General features: G+C 55.1%; 14 protein-coding genes and 1 tRNA gene. 9 read left to right on the forward strand and 6 right to left on the reverse strand.

Annotated elements, in window-relative coordinates; all coding sequences use genetic code 11:
* Nucleotides 1-323: 323 nt before the first annotated feature.
* The 3 genes from metG to L0666_RS06380 all read left to right on the forward strand — a co-directional run bounded on the left by metG (nucleotide 324) and on the right by L0666_RS06380 (nucleotide 3,980).
* Entirely contained in the window at nucleotides 324-2,036 is a 1,713-nt protein-coding gene (gene metG, locus L0666_RS06370) for a methionine--tRNA ligase (protein ID WP_235259463.1), read from the forward strand.
* 233 nt (nucleotides 2,037-2,269) lie between these two features.
* Nucleotides 2,270-3,088, forward strand: a complete 819-nt coding sequence (locus L0666_RS06375; RefSeq protein WP_235259464.1) for a LysR family transcriptional regulator — start codon at nucleotides 2,270-2,272, stop codon at nucleotides 3,086-3,088.
* A 103-nt stretch (nucleotides 3,089-3,191) separates the two neighbouring features.
* The gene (locus L0666_RS06380; protein WP_235259465.1) at nucleotides 3,192-3,980 is read left to right on the forward strand and encodes a lytic murein transglycosylase; all 789 of its coding nucleotides are present in this window, start codon (nucleotides 3,192-3,194) and stop codon (nucleotides 3,978-3,980) included.
* 104 nt (nucleotides 3,981-4,084) lie between these two features.
* Here the strand turns inward: L0666_RS06380 and L0666_RS06385 are convergent.
* From L0666_RS06385 to L0666_RS06395, 3 genes are all read right to left on the reverse strand, one after another.
* Nucleotides 4,085-4,170, reverse strand: a tRNA-Leu gene (locus L0666_RS06385).
* A gap of 52 nt (nucleotides 4,171-4,222) precedes the next feature.
* Nucleotides 4,223-4,774 carry a tetratricopeptide repeat protein gene (locus L0666_RS06390; RefSeq protein WP_235259466.1) on the reverse strand — a complete coding sequence of 184 codons (552 nt, stop codon included), beginning with the start codon at nucleotides 4,772-4,774 and terminating at the stop codon, nucleotides 4,223-4,225.
* A 51-nt stretch (nucleotides 4,775-4,825) separates the two neighbouring features.
* The gene (locus L0666_RS06395; protein ID WP_237693242.1) at nucleotides 4,826-5,284 is read right to left on the reverse strand and encodes an Lrp/AsnC family transcriptional regulator; all 459 of its coding nucleotides are present in this window, start codon (nucleotides 5,282-5,284) and stop codon (nucleotides 4,826-4,828) included.
* 141 nt (nucleotides 5,285-5,425) lie between these two features.
* On the opposite strand from L0666_RS06395, the gene putA reads away from it, so the two are divergent.
* From putA to L0666_RS06415, 4 genes are read left to right on the forward strand one after another with little or no spacing between them, the layout of a single operon-like run.
* Nucleotides 5,426-8,779, forward strand: a complete 3,354-nt coding sequence (gene putA / locus L0666_RS06400; RefSeq protein ID WP_235259467.1) for a bifunctional proline dehydrogenase/L-glutamate gamma-semialdehyde dehydrogenase PutA — start codon at nucleotides 5,426-5,428, stop codon at nucleotides 8,777-8,779.
* A 39-nt stretch (nucleotides 8,780-8,818) separates the two neighbouring features.
* Entirely contained in the window at nucleotides 8,819-9,559 is a 741-nt protein-coding gene (locus tag L0666_RS06405) for a rhomboid family intramembrane serine protease (protein WP_235259468.1), read from the forward strand.
* Nucleotides 9,556-9,921, forward strand: coding sequence for a GFA family protein (locus L0666_RS06410; RefSeq protein ID WP_235259469.1), 366 nt, complete (start codon nucleotides 9,556-9,558; stop codon nucleotides 9,919-9,921). The genes L0666_RS06405 and L0666_RS06410 overlap by 4 nt, the downstream gene beginning before the upstream one ends.
* Before the next feature lies 1 nt (nucleotide 9,922).
* Nucleotides 9,923-10,306: a VOC family protein gene (locus L0666_RS06415; protein ID WP_235259470.1), complete on the forward strand. Its 384-nt coding sequence runs from the start codon at nucleotides 9,923-9,925 to the stop codon at nucleotides 10,304-10,306.
* A 9-nt stretch (nucleotides 10,307-10,315) separates the two neighbouring features.
* On the opposite strand, the gene L0666_RS06420 is transcribed toward L0666_RS06415, so the two are convergent.
* Entirely contained in the window at nucleotides 10,316-11,101 is a 786-nt protein-coding gene (locus L0666_RS06420) for an inositol monophosphatase family protein (RefSeq protein WP_235259471.1), read from the reverse strand.
* A 149-nt stretch (nucleotides 11,102-11,250) separates the two neighbouring features.
* On the reverse strand, nucleotides 11,251-12,165 hold the full coding sequence (locus L0666_RS06425) for a LysR family transcriptional regulator (protein WP_235259472.1): 915 nt from the start codon (nucleotides 12,163-12,165) through the stop codon (nucleotides 11,251-11,253).
* A 91-nt stretch (nucleotides 12,166-12,256) separates the two neighbouring features.
* Between L0666_RS06425 and metF the strand changes: the two genes are divergently transcribed.
* A complete protein-coding gene (gene metF, locus L0666_RS06430; protein ID WP_235259473.1) occupies nucleotides 12,257-13,120 on the forward strand; it encodes a methylenetetrahydrofolate reductase [NAD(P)H] in 864 nt (287 codons plus the stop codon).
* Nucleotides 13,121-13,196: 76 nt separating this feature from the next.
* Here metF and L0666_RS06435 read toward each other — a convergent pair whose 3' ends face one another.
* Nucleotides 13,197-14,249, reverse strand: coding sequence for a DUF2235 domain-containing protein (locus tag L0666_RS06435; RefSeq protein WP_235259474.1), 1,053 nt, complete (start codon nucleotides 14,247-14,249; stop codon nucleotides 13,197-13,199).
* A 216-nt stretch (nucleotides 14,250-14,465) separates the two neighbouring features.
* On the opposite strand from L0666_RS06435, the gene L0666_RS06440 reads away from it, so the two are divergent.
* Complete coding sequence (locus L0666_RS06440) at nucleotides 14,466-15,062, forward strand: HD domain-containing protein (protein ID WP_235259475.1); 597 nt, start codon at nucleotides 14,466-14,468, stop codon at nucleotides 15,060-15,062.
* Nucleotides 15,063-15,273 lie beyond the last annotated feature (211 nt).

Here is a 15,273-nt window from a genome sequence, read left to right on the forward strand (position 1 = left end):
CGGCAAACATTCTCTCTGATTGTCGAAATTGACGGAAAGAGATGTTATAAAACAAAAAAAGGAGCAGCTTTAAATTACCGGCACAGTACCGACGTCAACGTTTGAAACAAGGTATTGTTTCACATACCAAGGTGTGTACCCTTCCACTGGCGACACACGCCTCCTTATTCTCATGGCGAAAGAAAACCCGCCGCTCGATACGGTTCATGCCATTGCAAGGCATCCCGCACGCCTGTTGGCCCCTGCGGAAAGTGTTGGAAGGTCTGGTAAGGACCATGCACCCCTGATAAAGCGAAATTTCATTCAGATAATAGACGGTTTACATGGCGCGCCACCTTATCACCTCCGCAATTCCCTACATCAACGGGATCAAACACCTTGGTAATCTCGTGGGCAGCCAACTGCCTGCCGACTTGTACGCTCGCTACCTGCGTGGACGGGGTGATGAGGTTTTGTTTCTATGTGCGACCGATGAACATGGCACCCCAGCAGAACTGGCCGCAGCCAAAGCGGGAAAACCCGTTGCGGATTACTGCGCAGAGATGTGGGCCGTGCAGGCAAAACTCGCCGAAGGGTTTTCACTGTCGTTTGATCATTATGGGCGTTCCAGCAGCGAACAGAACCGCAAGCTGACACAACATTTTGCAGGCGTCTTGGCCGACAACGGGTTGATCGAAGAACGCATGGAAACGCAGATGTATTCCCATGCTGACGGGCGCTACCTGCCGGATCGCTATATTGAGGGCACCTGCCCCAACTGCGGGTATGAAGACGCGCGCGGCGATCAATGTGACAACTGCGGCAAACTCCTTGATCCGGTTGATCTGATCAATCCACACTCCACCATCTCCGGCTCCACAGATCTGGAAATGCGCGAGACCAAGCACCTTTATCTGCTGCAATCCAAGCTGAAAGACGACATCGACGCATGGATCGACAGTCAGGACGGTTGGCCTGTCCTCACCACCTCCATCGCCAAGAAGTGGCTCCATGATGGTGACGGGCTGCAAGACCGCGGCATCACCCGCGACCTTGATTGGGGCGTTCCTGTTAAAAAGGGCGACGACGATTGGCCCGGTATGGAAGGCAAGGTTTTCTACGTCTGGTTTGATGCGCCCATCGAATACATCGCGTGTTCGCAGGAATGGGTCGATGCAGGCAAAGGCGACGATTGGGCACGCTGGTGGCGCACCGACAAAGGCGCAGACGACGTGCGTTACACCCAGTTCATGGGTAAAGATAACGTGCCATTCCACACGCTGTCCTTCCCCGCGACAATCATCGGGTCGGGCGAACCATGGAAGCGCGTCGATTACCTAAAGTCGTTTAACTATCTGAACTATGATGGTGGCCAGTTCTCAACGTCGCGCGGACGCGGCGTTTTCATGGATCAGGCACTTGAAATTCTACCCGCAGACTACTGGCGCTGGTGGTTACTCAGCCGTGCGCCAGAAACGTCGGATTCCGAGTTCACGTGGGACCAGTTCCAAACGGACTGTAACAAAGACCTTGCCGATGTTTTGGGCAATTTCGTCAGCCGCGTCACCAAATTCTGCCGTTCCAAGTTTTCTGAAAATGTCCCGGCGGGCGGAACCTATGGCGACGCCGAAACTCAGCTGATTGCCGATCTTCAGGCCCGATTGACCAGCTATCAAGACGCAATGGATAAGATTGAAATTCGCAAAGCAGCCGCTGAATTGCGTGCGATGTGGGCTGCAGGCAATGAATATTTGCAAGCGACCGCGCCTTGGGCGGTCTTCAAAGAAGACCCGGATCAAGCCGCCGCACAAATCCGCCTCGCGCTAAACCTGATCCGCATCTACGCGGTGCTGTCCGCACCGTTTATCCCGTCAGCCTCTGCCAAGTTGCTGTCCGCGATGAACACGCTGGACACGGAATGGCCCTCGGATATGGCGACCGCCATTGCGGCCCTACCAGAAGGCCACGAATTCACGGTCCCAGACAACTTGTTCGCGAAAATCACCGATGATGAACGCGAAGAATGGTCCGAAAAGTTTGCCGGGAAACGCGACTAACCTTTGACCGCCCGAATAGAAAGGCAATCAATCGCAGCCGTCGTCGCCGCGATGACCATTTCCTGTGACTTTTCACCAGACGTTCAAAGTGTTCTTTTTCCTCTCTTGCATAGTTTCTTGGGCCGTTTGTGTTAGAAGAAATAAGCGATTGCATTTTTCACCTATGGAACTGATGCGACTAGACCCAAGATATATTGCCTTGATTAACTCATAAAACTGCGCAAATTTTGAACATGGCTTTCAAAAATGAAATCAGCTTTGATGATCTCGCTCTCCTTCTTGCAGTCGTTGAGGCAGGCAATCTTACATCTGCTGGACAACGCATGGGGATCCCTTTGCCGACGGTGTCACGCAGAATGAGGCACCTTGAAACAGAACTTGGCAGAACCCTTCTGGACCGTAACGGACCGTCCGTCACCCTCACCGAAGATGGGCGCTCACTGGCCGACGAAATAACGAGCCTCAACGAAGTACGAAATCGCCTTCGGCGTTGGCGCGACAATACAGACCCAGCACCACTGGTTCGGATCACATCCGGCACCTGGACGCTCACGCATTTGGCAAAACACCTTCCAAATCGCCCCGATTGGCGCCCCGCCTTTTTGGATACGATCAACCATCTGGACCTTGCGCGACGCGAAGCGGACATAGGAATTCGAAACGCGCCGCCAGACCACCCTTGGCTGGCAAGGCAAAAAGTTCGCCCTGTAGAATTTGCGATTTACGGAACCGATCCATCAGTTAAGGGCTACATTGCACCGGCCCCGAGCGATCATGCAGGGTCATCCCAACGTTGGTTGCTTCGCCACTATAGCGATCAGATCGTCGCAACGGCCTCAACGCCACAAATAGCGTACGAGCTGGCAAATACTGGGTTTGGCCGTGCTATCCTACCAACGTTTATTGGCGATCCGTCCGAAACCATGGTGCGTCTTTCTGACCCCATCCCACAGCTATCCCATTCACAGTGGATTGTGGCCCATCAAGACGCCCGCCAAGACCCCGCCATACGCGCCGCGATCGATGTTATCGCAGAGATCCTTTCCCTTTGATTGGCGATGCAACGCCGAAAAGAGAAAAGGCCTTGAAAACCTGACTACCCCCTTCACCAAAACATGTTAGCTTCTGGTCAACCATTCAACCGGAGTACTCTTAATGCGTTTCGTTCTTGCCGCCGCTTTTGCGGCCCTCGCCTCACCTTCACTTGCTGCACCATGCGGCAACGACAGCAGCGGTTTTGCCGCTTGGAAACAGGCTTTTGCCGCAGAAGCCGCAGCCGCAGGTGTCGGACAAGCCGGCCTTTCCGCACTGGCCAACGCCCAATACTCCCAATCCACGATCAACGCAGACCGCAACCAAACTGGCGTGCGCTATGAGTTGAACGAATTTATCCGCATCCGTCTTGGCAGCCTTGATAGCTTTGCTGGCCAAATGCGCCGTCAATACAATCAAAACGCTAATTTCTATGCCTCTCTCGAAAGCGCTTATGGCGTGCCAGCGGGTATCTTGCTGGCCATCCACGGGATGGAAACAGGGTTCGGGCGTACAATGGGCAACACACCCGTCGTCGATAGCATCACGACTGTAGCTTATGATTGCCGCCGTTCTGGGTTCTTCACACCACACGCGATTGCCGCGTTGATGTTGGTGGACCAAGGTGGGCTCGGCGCGAACCAGCGGGGCGCAGCCCACGGTGAAATGGGCCACACACAGTTCCTTCCAGGCAACGCGCTACGTTATGGCGTCGATGCAGACGGCAATGGGCGTGTTGACCTCTATTCTGTGACCGACAGCCTCGCGTCTACGGCGAATTTCCTGCGCCAAAAAGGCTGGCAACCCGGACAAGGCTATCAAGAAGGCAGCGCCAACTTCCGCGTGTTGAACGAATGGAATGCCGCAACCGTTTACCAACAGGCCATCGCCCTGTCCGCAGCACGGATGTAATTTCAAACCTATTCAATGGAAAAGCGGCCCCGTATTCCGGCGGCCGCTTTTTTTCATGCCCTGCATGTTTTTTTCATCTGACGTTTCTTGAAGTGAAAACACCTTGGTACCCGCGGCCGGACTCGAACCGGCACGGCCATACGGCCAAGAGATTTTAAGTCTCCAGTGTCTACCATTCCACCACGCGGGCACACGGGTTAGGCAACGAGTGCGAACATAGGCAAATGTTGCGCGGCGTCTAGTCAGATATCGCTTTCAATTGACCCATCCAGCAAATGACGTTCCGCAAGCCACGGATTGATGTCTAAAGCTTCACGCAAAACCAGCTGCGCCTCGTCGTCGCGACCCAATTCTATCAATGTGCGCGCTTTGCCTGTTAGGGCCCCCAAGTGGACGGGCTGCAAATCTATCGCGATATCCAGATCAACCAATGCGGCCTCATAGTCAAAAGACAAAAACGCCGCATAGGCCCGTTGATTATACCCTTCGGCATACCTCGGGCAGTACACAATAAGCTCGCTCAATACAGCGCGGCTCGCATCGTAGTCACCATACCGCTGAGTGGCCAAGCCCTCGTCGAGCATCGCTTGCGCCAGCTCATCAGGTGCATCCAACCAGATTTCCCACATCGCATTCGAAAACTGGCGCGCAGAGGCTTCGCTCGGCGCATCACGCATATTTTCGACGATTTCTACAAGGGCCTCACCAACGCCTACGTCTTCGGGACACACAGCAAAGGCTGGTGAAGCAAAGATCGGGCTCGCTGCTAGGCACAAATGTTTTAGCGTTTTCATGACCCCAAAGAATGGCCCAAAACTGCGCTGCGTCAACTCACGCCTTTGCGATCATCCAACAGGCGGGGCGACAGCCTCTTCTTTGACAGACTGCATCGCGACATATGTCGACGTGTTTGCCAGATAAGGTAGCGTCGACAAACGTTCAGCCAAAACAACGCGGTAGCTCGTCATGGAGGCCGTGCGGACCTTTAACAAATAGTCAAACGCGCCCGCGATCAGATGGCATTGTTCGATCTCGGGGATCTGCAACACCGCATTGTTAAATTCAGCCAACGCCGCTTCTCGCGTATCGGTGAGCTTCACCTCAACGAACGCAACGTGGTCACGCCCTAGCCGAATTGGATCCAGTAAAGCGCGATAGCCGCGCACAACGCCATTTTCCTCAAGCCGCCGCAGACGGGCTTGGGTCGGGGATTTCGACAGGCCAATCCGCTTTGACAACTCGGTCACGCTGATTCTACCGTCTACGGCAATGACGTCGAGAATCTTGCGATCAAACCCGTCCATCTCAAAAGTTCGTTCGGTCACAAATCACTCCACCCTTTAAGTAAATAGACCACGATATGGGACACCTTCAGTCCACTTGAACGGTCATTATAGGATATCAAAGGCAAAAGATACACAAGGATTTTGACAGCAGGAGGCCCTATGTCCCACCGTACAGCAAACCACTTTCGCCAACAGATCGACGCGACCTACCTCCAAGACGAAGTGACTGCCGTTAATTCGCTTATCGAGACGGCCAAGCTGTCACCGCAAGATCGCACAGATATTGCAGCGGCCGGGGCTGACCTTGTTAGCCGCATTCGGGCCGCATCCGACCCCGGTTTGATGGAGGTCTTCTTGGCCGAATACGGGCTTTCTACAGACGAAGGCATTGCGCTGATGTGTCTCGCTGAGGCGCTTCTGCGAGTCCCTGACGCCGATACGATAGACGCGTTGATTGACGATAAGATCGCCCCATCCAATTGGGGCACTCACTTGGGAAAATCCGCTTCAAGCCTTGTGAACGCATCGACTTGGGCCCTGATGTTGACCGGACGCGTGCTGGAAGATGATCGTGGTGTGGCACAGCCTTTGCGCCGTGCAATCAAACGATTGGGTGAGCCCGTCATCCGTACTGCTGTAGCGCGTGCCATGCGCGAAATGGGGCGGCAGTTCGTTTTGGGCGTAGACATTGATTCCGCAATGAAACGGGCCGCCGGAATGGAGGCACAAGGATTCACCTACAGCTACGATATGCTTGGCGAAGCGGCGCGCACAGATGAGGACGCAAAACAGTACCATCTGGCCTATTCCCGCGCGATTTCATCCATCGCCGTCGCCTGCACCTATGACACTGTCGCTGAAAACCCTGGGATTTCCGTCAAACTCTCGGCGCTGCACCCGCGTTACGAAGAAGCCCAGCGCGACCGTGTCATGGCCGAGCTTGTCCCGCGACTGCGCAGCCTCGCCATGCTCGCCAAATCGGCGGGTCAGGGTTTCAATGTAGACGCAGAGGAGGCCGACCGCCTTTCGCTCTCACTTGACGTGATCGAGGCCGTCGTAAGCGACCCTGCCCTTGCAGGATGGGATGGGTTTGGCGTGGTTGTTCAAGCGTTTGGTCAACGTGCCGGTCACGTGATTGATTGGCTTGCCGACTTGGCCCAACGCACGGATCGCAAACTGATGGTGCGGCTGGTAAAAGGCGCCTATTGGGACGCCGAGATCAAGCGCGCCCAAGTGATGGGGTTAGATGGCTTTCCCGTCTTCACATCAAAAAACCACACAGATGTTAGCTATATATCTAACGCGCGCAAACTTCTCGCACTTACCGATCACATTTACCCGCAATTCGCCACGCATAACGCACATACAGTTGCTGCAATCTTGCACATGGCGCGCGACACACCGAAAGATGCCTTTGAATTCCAGCGTCTGCACGGCATGGGTGAAACACTGCATAAGATTGTGCTAAAGGATAACGACACCCGCTGCCGGATATATGCCCCAGTCGGCGCCCACGAAGACCTGCTGGCCTACCTTGTGCGGCGCCTGCTGGAAAACGGCGCAAATTCATCCTTCGTCAACCAGATCGTCGATGAAACCGTCCCGCCCGAAGTCGTCGCAGCTGACCCATTCGAGGACATCGGGAACATGCCTGATCTTCCAAAAGGGCCGCAACTGTTCCTGCCCCAACGCGCTAATTCCCGCGGTTGGGACATCACGCACCAACCAACACTTGATGCGATCGAAGCTGGCCGCAAACCTTTTGAAACCCACCAATGGCATGCGGGGCCTTTGACATCTTCAGACCCGTCGCCCTCTACCCCACACCCCGTGCGTAACCCCGCCAAACCCGATGACATTGTCGGGCATATTACATGGGCCAGCATTGATGACGCACAATTCGCAATGGGCACGGCAACGCCGTGGAATATCCCTGTCAAAGATCGCGCCACCGTTTTACGTGCAATCGCGAAATCTTATGAAGACAACGCAAATGAACTCTTTGCATTACTGCACCGCGAAGCCGGGAAAACCATGCTCGACTGTGTCGGAGAGTTACGAGAAGCCGTTGATTTCTTGCACTATTACGCCTCTGAAGCTGAAGAACGAGGTCCAACGCCACGAGGCATCTGGGCCTGCATTTCACCGTGGAACTTCCCGCTCGCGATCTTCACAGGACAGATTGCGGCGGCGCTTGCGGCTGGGAATGGTGTCCTCGCAAAGCCCGCAGAACAAACCGGTCTGATTGCACACCGCGCGGTGAAGTTGATGCACGACGCCGGCGTTCCGAGCGAAGTGTTGCAACTCCTGCCGGGCGGGGGTGATATCGGGGCGGCAGTAACATCTGATGCGCGACTGGGAGGTGTTGCCTTTACCGGATCGACCGCCACCGCGTTGAAAATCCGCAAGGCGATGGCTGATAACTGCCAACCTGGCACACCGTTGATCGCCGAAACGGGCGGGCTAAATGCAATGATCGTCGATTCCACCGCCCTTCCCGAACATGCCGTGCGCGATATCTTGCAATCAGCGTTCCAGTCCGCAGGTCAGCGGTGTTCGGCGCTGCGTTGCCTGTATGTCCAAGAAGACGTCGCCGACAAAGTGCTGCACATGCTGAAAGGCGCGATGGATGAGCTGCGCATGGGCGATCCTTGGTTGTTATCCACGGATGTTGGCCCCGTCATCGACGAGGCCGCGCGGAAAACGATCCAAGACCATATTGATTTGGCAAAAACCGAAGGCCGAGTGATGCACGCACTAACAGCACCGGCTGGCGGCACCTTTGTCGCCCTAACGATCATCAAAGTGAACGGCATCGCCGACCTAGAACAAGAAATCTTTGGCCCTGTGCTGCACGTGGCCACCTATAAGGCCCGCGATCTGGACAAGGTCATCGAGGATATCAACGCCACGGGATACGGGCTTACCTTTGGTCTGCACACCCGCATTGATGACCGTGTCGAACAGGTTTTGGACCAAGTTGGCGCCGGAAATATCTACGTGAACCGCAATCAGATTGGCGCAGTCGTCGGCAGCCAACCCTTTGGCGGAGAAGGACTTTCTGGGACGGGACCCAAGGCGGGCGGGCCGATGTATATGCCCCGTTTTGCAGCACACGTAGATCACCCGACACCACCAGCCGCGCCAATGGATCTGCCTGGCCCAACGGGTGAATCCAATCGATTGTCGTCGCATCCGCGTGGCCCGATCCTGTGTCTTGGGCCTGATCGACAGGCGCAAGCGGATCAGGTTCTCGAACTGGGCGGGATACCAATGCTGCTCAATGACGTCGAACCCGACCTCACACAGGTAGAATGCGCCGCCGTGGTCTGGAACGGCGACGCAACCTTGGCGCGCCGCTTTGAACAGGCACTTGCCAAACGCGCTGGCCCTATTGTTCCGCTGATCACGGGTGCACTGGATGCAGGACACGTGCTGCACGAACGCCATATCTGTGTCGATACAACCGCAGCGGGCGGTAATGCGGCGCTTCTGGCGGATATGGGCGCATAATTCCTTGACCGTCCGTCGCGATTGGCGGACGGTCACACGATGTTACCAATTCGAGATCACAACCCGTCCGAACGCACGCCTTATGTCACTTATGCCTTGATCGCGATAAACATCGTAATTTTTGCGTGGCAATATGGCGTACTCACGAATGTCAGCGCCTCAAATCAGTTCCTGATTGACTACGCATTCTGGCCCGTACTGTTTGAAACCGGTGAAGGCTACACAGGCATGTTTACCCATATGTTCTTGCATGGCGGCTTTATGCATCTCGCTGGAAACATGCTGTTTTTATGGATTTTCGGCGACAATATGGAAGAAGAGTTCGGGCATATCCCGTTCTTGATGTTCTACATCGCCAGTGGGCTTGCGGCCGCTTACCTGCAGTACCTTCCCAACACGAGCAGTCAAATTCCTATGGTCGGTGCATCCGGCGCGATTGCTGGCGTTATGGGAGGCTATTTACTGCTGTTTCCAAAAGCGCGGGTCGATATTTTCTTCTTCTTTGTGATCTTCTTTCGCATCTTCTCATTGCCATCGTTCATCGTATTGGGTGTCTGGATGGCGTTGCAGGTGTTTAATGGCCTCGGCAGTGACCTGAATGGCGGCGGCACCGCCTACTGGGCACACGTTGGCGGCTTTATCGCAGGACTGGTGATTACAATCCCGATATGGTTGCGCCGCGGGGCCACCAAGTATTGGGATCGCACCCACGGCCACCCACCGCATCCCGAAACCCACTATCCGACATCAAATGTCCCTCTTGTTAGGAGAAACCGATGACCAAAGTGACATGCCATTGCGGCGCGGTTGAGCTCAAGGTCACGCTCGCGGATGGGCTGAACACTGCACGGCGGTGCGACTGTTCATTTTGTCGGCGCCGTGGTGCCGCTGCTGTCACCGTGAATGTCGGCGATTTAGAAGTGGTAAAGGGTGCCGAGAACTTGACGCTTTATTCCTTTAATACCGGCACTGCAAAACACCATTTTTGCAAGGTCTGCGGAATTTACACGCACCACCAACGTCGCTCGAACCCGAACGAATATGGGGTCAATATGGGCGGTATCGATGGCGTGAACCCAGCAGAGCATGAACCCATCCGATGGGACGACGGTGTTAATCACCCCTCTGATCGAAAGGCCTGACATGATCCGACTAGATGCTGTTGCTGTTTCCACCACAGATATGGCCAAAACAGTCGCGTTCTACGAATTACTGGGGTTTGAATTCCCCGAATGGGGCGCGGAAGATCAGCACGTTGAACCCATAACCAAACAGGGCGATGTGCGCCTGATGATCGACACCGCCGCTTTGATGGAACAGCTTACGGGGCATGCGCCCGTGCCGCCCAATCATTCCAGTTTTGCAATGCTGTGTGACACGCCAGCCGAAGTTGATAAAGCAGCTGCGGCGCTCAAGGCTGCGGGTCATACCCTAACGGTTGAACCTTGGGATGCTTTTTGGGGTCAACGGTACGCCACGGTCAAAGACCCTGACGGATATCAGATCGATCTTTTCGCCGAACTTTGATGCGTGAGCTTAGTTGCGGATAACTTTCGCGAACTGATCAAAGATTGGTTCTGCGGCACAAATCACGGCTTTGTCGCCCATGATGTCACCACCGACAGTCAACGGCTCAACGATGCCACCTGCTTCGCGCACGATCAGCAAGCCCGCAGCCATGTCCCATGGGTGAAGGCGACGTTCCCAGAACCCATCGTAACGGCCAGCTGCAACATAGGCCAAATCAAGCGCAGCAGCGCCCCAACGGCGCACACCGGCACAGGTTGGCAAAATGCGTGCAAGGTCCTGCAACGTTTCTGGCAAATCAGACCGGCCAGCAAATGGCAGACCCGTTGAGAAAACACTCTCGATCATCTTGTTGCGGCCAGACACGCGCATACGCTTTTCGTTCATCCATGCGCCAGAGCCTTTTTCCGCAAAGAACAACTCGTCCTTTACAGGGTCATAAATCACGCCGATGACAATCTCGCCTTTGTGCTCAAGCGCGATCGAAACGGCCCAGTGCGGCATCCCGTGCAAAAAGTTGGTTGTGCCGTCCAGCGGGTCAACGATCCAACGACGCGTCGGGTCTTCGCCTTCGACTTCTGTGCCTTCTTCGCCCAAGAACCCATAGGTTGGGCGCGCTTCCATTAGCGCTTCTTTGATCATATATTCCGCGTTGCGATCTGCGCGGCTTACAAAGTCGCCCGGCCCCTTTGTAGAGACCTGCAAATTCTCGACCTCACCGAAGTCCTTAAGCAACGCGCGACCTGCGCGGCGCGCCGTTTTCATCATCACGTTTAGATTTGCACTTAAAGCCATGGTGGTCTCCTTGGTGTGCTTGGGCCGCATTGCCCACACACTCATTCGAAGCGGCGTATAGGGGAGTGCAGTTAAACCGACAAGGGGCAGCAAGATCGATATTGAACGGTTTTAGCCCACGGCGACTGGAATTTGGACGATCATGCTGTCTAAACGGTATCTGGCCGTTGAAGTTTCACTGCTTCTTGGCGGGCATTTCGCACAAGATGCGCCACATATGGTAGGTCTGCCTCTTCTTCGCGTACCGCTGCATAAAGGCGTCGTGTCAGACCCTTTTCTGTCAACGGACGCGTGATGTAATCCGACCCGTATGAGGCTTGGCGAACCACCCAATCGGGCAAAACAGCTACCCCGCGATTAGACGCCACCAACAACAGGATCACCGCTGTCAGCTCAACTTGGCGCAGGTCCTTTGGCGCGACCTTCGCTGGGGTCAACAACTGTGAAAACACATCAAGCCGTGCCCGTTCAACCGGATAGGTAATTAACGTTTCATTTCGGAAATCTTCTGCATCGATCCACTCTTTTGCTGCCAAAGGATGATTAGTAGCCGCCACGAAAATAGGCTCGTAATCAAACAACGGCAGGAACGTGATACCAGGAATGTCTTCGGGGTCCGATGACACGACCAGATCCACCTCTTCTTTGCGAAGCGCGGGTAGTGCGTCAAACGCCAAACCCGGTCGGATATCGACATCCACGTCAGGCCAAGCCTTACGGAACCCTTCAAGAACGGGAAACAGCCACTCAAAACACGCATGACATTCGATCGCAATATGCATGCGCCCTGCCCGTCCTTGCACCAAGCCGGTGAATTCCTGTTCTAAAGCAGCCACCTCTGGCAGGATCCGTTCAGCCGCAGCCAACATCCGCAATCCAGCCGCCGACAGCTTTAAAGGCTTAGAGCGGCGCACAAACAATTCCACGCCAGCCTGATCTTCAATCCCCTTAATTTGATGGCTCAACGCTGACTGCGTAATGCCCAATGTCTCGGCGGCGCGTGCCAATCCGCCCGTGTCGTGGATCGCCTTGATTGTGCGCAGATGACGGAACTCAATGTGCATTTCCCAACGATCCTCATGATCTTATTGAAGGTTATGAATTTGCTTCACATACACCAATCCGAGATAAAGGCGCAACCTTCAGGAGAACCTCATGACCACCCCGTCCGTCTCATTCGAATTCTTCCCGCCCAAAACTCTGCAAGCCTCGTTCCGGCTGTGGGACTGTGTGCAGGTCTTGGCACCGTTTGCGCCTGAATTCGTATCGGTAACGTATGGCGCTGGCGGCACGACCCGCAAACTCACCCATGAGGCCGTGGACACAATCGGCACAACGACAGACCTCAAAGTGGCCGCACACCTGACCTGCGTTGATGCCACCCGCGAAGAAACCCTGTCTATCGCGGACAGCTATAAAGCGGCTGGCGTAAACCACATCGTCGCATTGCGCGGTGACCCGCCAAAGGGCAGCGGCGGCTTCACGCCCGCTAAAGACGGCTTTTCTGGTTCAGTTGAACTCACCCGTGCGCTTGCTGACAAAGGGTTTGACGTGACCGTGGGTGCCTACCCTGAACCCCACCCTGACGCCACAAACCCGCAAGCCTGCATCGATCACCTCAAGGCTAAGTTTGATGCTGGTGCGACGCGCGCCATCACTCAGTTTTTCTTTGAACCAGACACGTTCTTGCGGTTCCGTGATGCTTGCGCAGATGCCGGCATTACTGCGCCCATCCTTCCTGGCATTCTGCCGATCGAAAACTGGAAAGGCATTCAAAAATTCGCCTCCAACTGTGGCGCTGCGATCCCAAAGGTCCTCGCGGATGCATTCGCCCATGCGGATACACAGGAAACGGCTGATCTCCTCGCCGTGGCGCAAGCCAGCGAGCTGTGCGACGATTTGCTGAACGAAGGTGTCGAACACCTGCATTTCTATACGCTCAACAAACCGGAACTCAGCCGCGACATCTGCCGCGCTTTGGGGCTGACGCCACAGGTTCGGCTTGAAAAAGTAGCCTAACAGCGCGCGCGACCACCCGAGATGAGCTCAGCTCAACCAAACGCGCCAATGAAAACAGCAGCTGCCAATGGCGGCTTCAATTTGGTAATGGCACGCGACGTATGCGTGTTTTGCGACCAAGTAGGGATGGGTGCAGCCGTTCCGAAGGGTCGCGCCCCACGACACGGGCTTTGCGGGACAAAAACAATTTGGACCATCCTTTCCAACGGCCAATCGAAGGTGCCGTTTGATCTGTCGGAAATCGACCCAGCCAATCGTCGGGCAAAGGCAATCCACAGGCCTCCAAACGGTCCAGCATCCAAACCAGCGACATGTTTGCTAATGGACGGACTGCGTCCACGCCGTCAATTTGCCCGCCAACATCACCGTGTGTGCCAGGGAACCAAAGTTGCTCGACGCGCCCTTCCCAACCCGGGGGACAGGACCACAAAACGGGTGTGTATGCCTCTCTCGTTTCATCAATGGCGAGGGCATGAAACCCGTTCTTCACGGAGGGGCCCAGCGCATGGTTGTGGAATTCATGATCAACAACGGACCAACGCCATAGGATCGGCAACCGCATCCCAAGGGCCTTGACCGTGTCCCATACAGCGACCGCTTCGATCTCTACGTCAGTATGGCACATACGTTTGCGAAAGGCTTCGGCCGCCGCGCCGCGACCGCCACGGCGATAATGGCGGTAGGCCAATTGAATGTTTCGTTCGGTTGCGCAGTCAGATTTCACAAGTCCGACCATATCCACAACGCCCGCCAACGACCGCACGGCATAGGCCCCACGTGAATACCCCGCCAACACAATCGTATCGCCAGCTCGGTAGCGCGATGCCAACACACCATACGCCCGTTTGATCTGCCTATTGATGCCGCGACCTTGCATGACGTCCAATGTCGCGCGCCATTCTTTCCATTGGATGCCAGGTTCGTAATAGACTGTCAGGTTCGCCCCGGTCCCAGCCTCACGTAATAGCTTGTAAAGCTGGCCCGCGTGGGTCTCATACCCATCTTCGAGCGATGACATCGTACCATCCAGAATGATTACATGAGTGGCTGGCCCCCGTTTGCGGATGCCCCCTGTCTCACTATGACCGTGCCGACCAAATAGTGATCGGACAAACCTAGTCAGCGACATAAGCGCCCCTTTGAGGTGTCAGCATCAATCCAGATGTCTCAAGTGTATTGTCGGCTTCGTGCATGGGTCCAGCATCTCCCAAGACGACATCACTGTCTATCAACGAAACCGAGAACACCTAAGAATACCAGATGGGTCATATTCATTGCGCCGTTTCCAAACCGCCGCCATGATAGCCCTGACATCAGGTCACCATCCCGTATCGAAAGGCCCCATATGGATCGTGTAAAGTTCACCCAAATGAAAGACGGCGACGCCGAAGACTATGCTTTTCTGACGAAACATGAAGTCGAATACACCAAGGGCACCGCGGACCGCCTCTTGAGCGCGCTGGTCAGCTTGGACGAAAGCCTGTCGGGATATCAGATCACCCGCCTTGGCCACTCCTTGCAATCGGCTACCCGCGCAGAGGCCGATGGCGCAGATATCGACTGGATTGTCGGCACGCTCCTGCACGACATTGGTGACATCTTCGCCCCTTACAATCACGATGAATACGCCGCGACGATCCTGCGCCCATTTGTGCGCGAACAGGTCACATGGGTCGTCGAAAAGCACGGTGATTTCCAGCTGGTGTATTACGGCGAACATGTGGGCGCAGACCCTGAAAAACGCCAAGCCTACGCAGGCCACCCCTATTTTGAGGACTGCGCGACCTTCTGTGAACGCTGGGATCAGTCGTCATTTGACCCCGACTACACGCACAAGCCTATCGAATATTTCGCCCCCATGGTGAACACAGTCTTCGCCCGTGAACCCTATGATCCTGCCGTTATTCGCGAAGGGGAACGTGAACCACTTATCAGGGGCTAATGCCCCGAGCATGGGGGAGGCAAAACAGGGTCCATGCGTAGACGGAATTTCTGGGTAAGTGGTGCCTACATACGGGTCGATAGGGATACGTATTACCATGCACCCTGTTTTGCGGGGGTGCAGCCCATCCCGCTGCATCCCCAAGTTGTTTCTGCAACGGGAACTACTAACAAACCGTTAACATTTGTTCATATTCCATTAACCGGTGCCA

Source organism: Octadecabacter algicola, from assembly GCF_021532625.1.
Taxonomy (GTDB): Bacteria; Pseudomonadota; Alphaproteobacteria; order Rhodobacterales; family Rhodobacteraceae; genus Octadecabacter; species Octadecabacter algicola.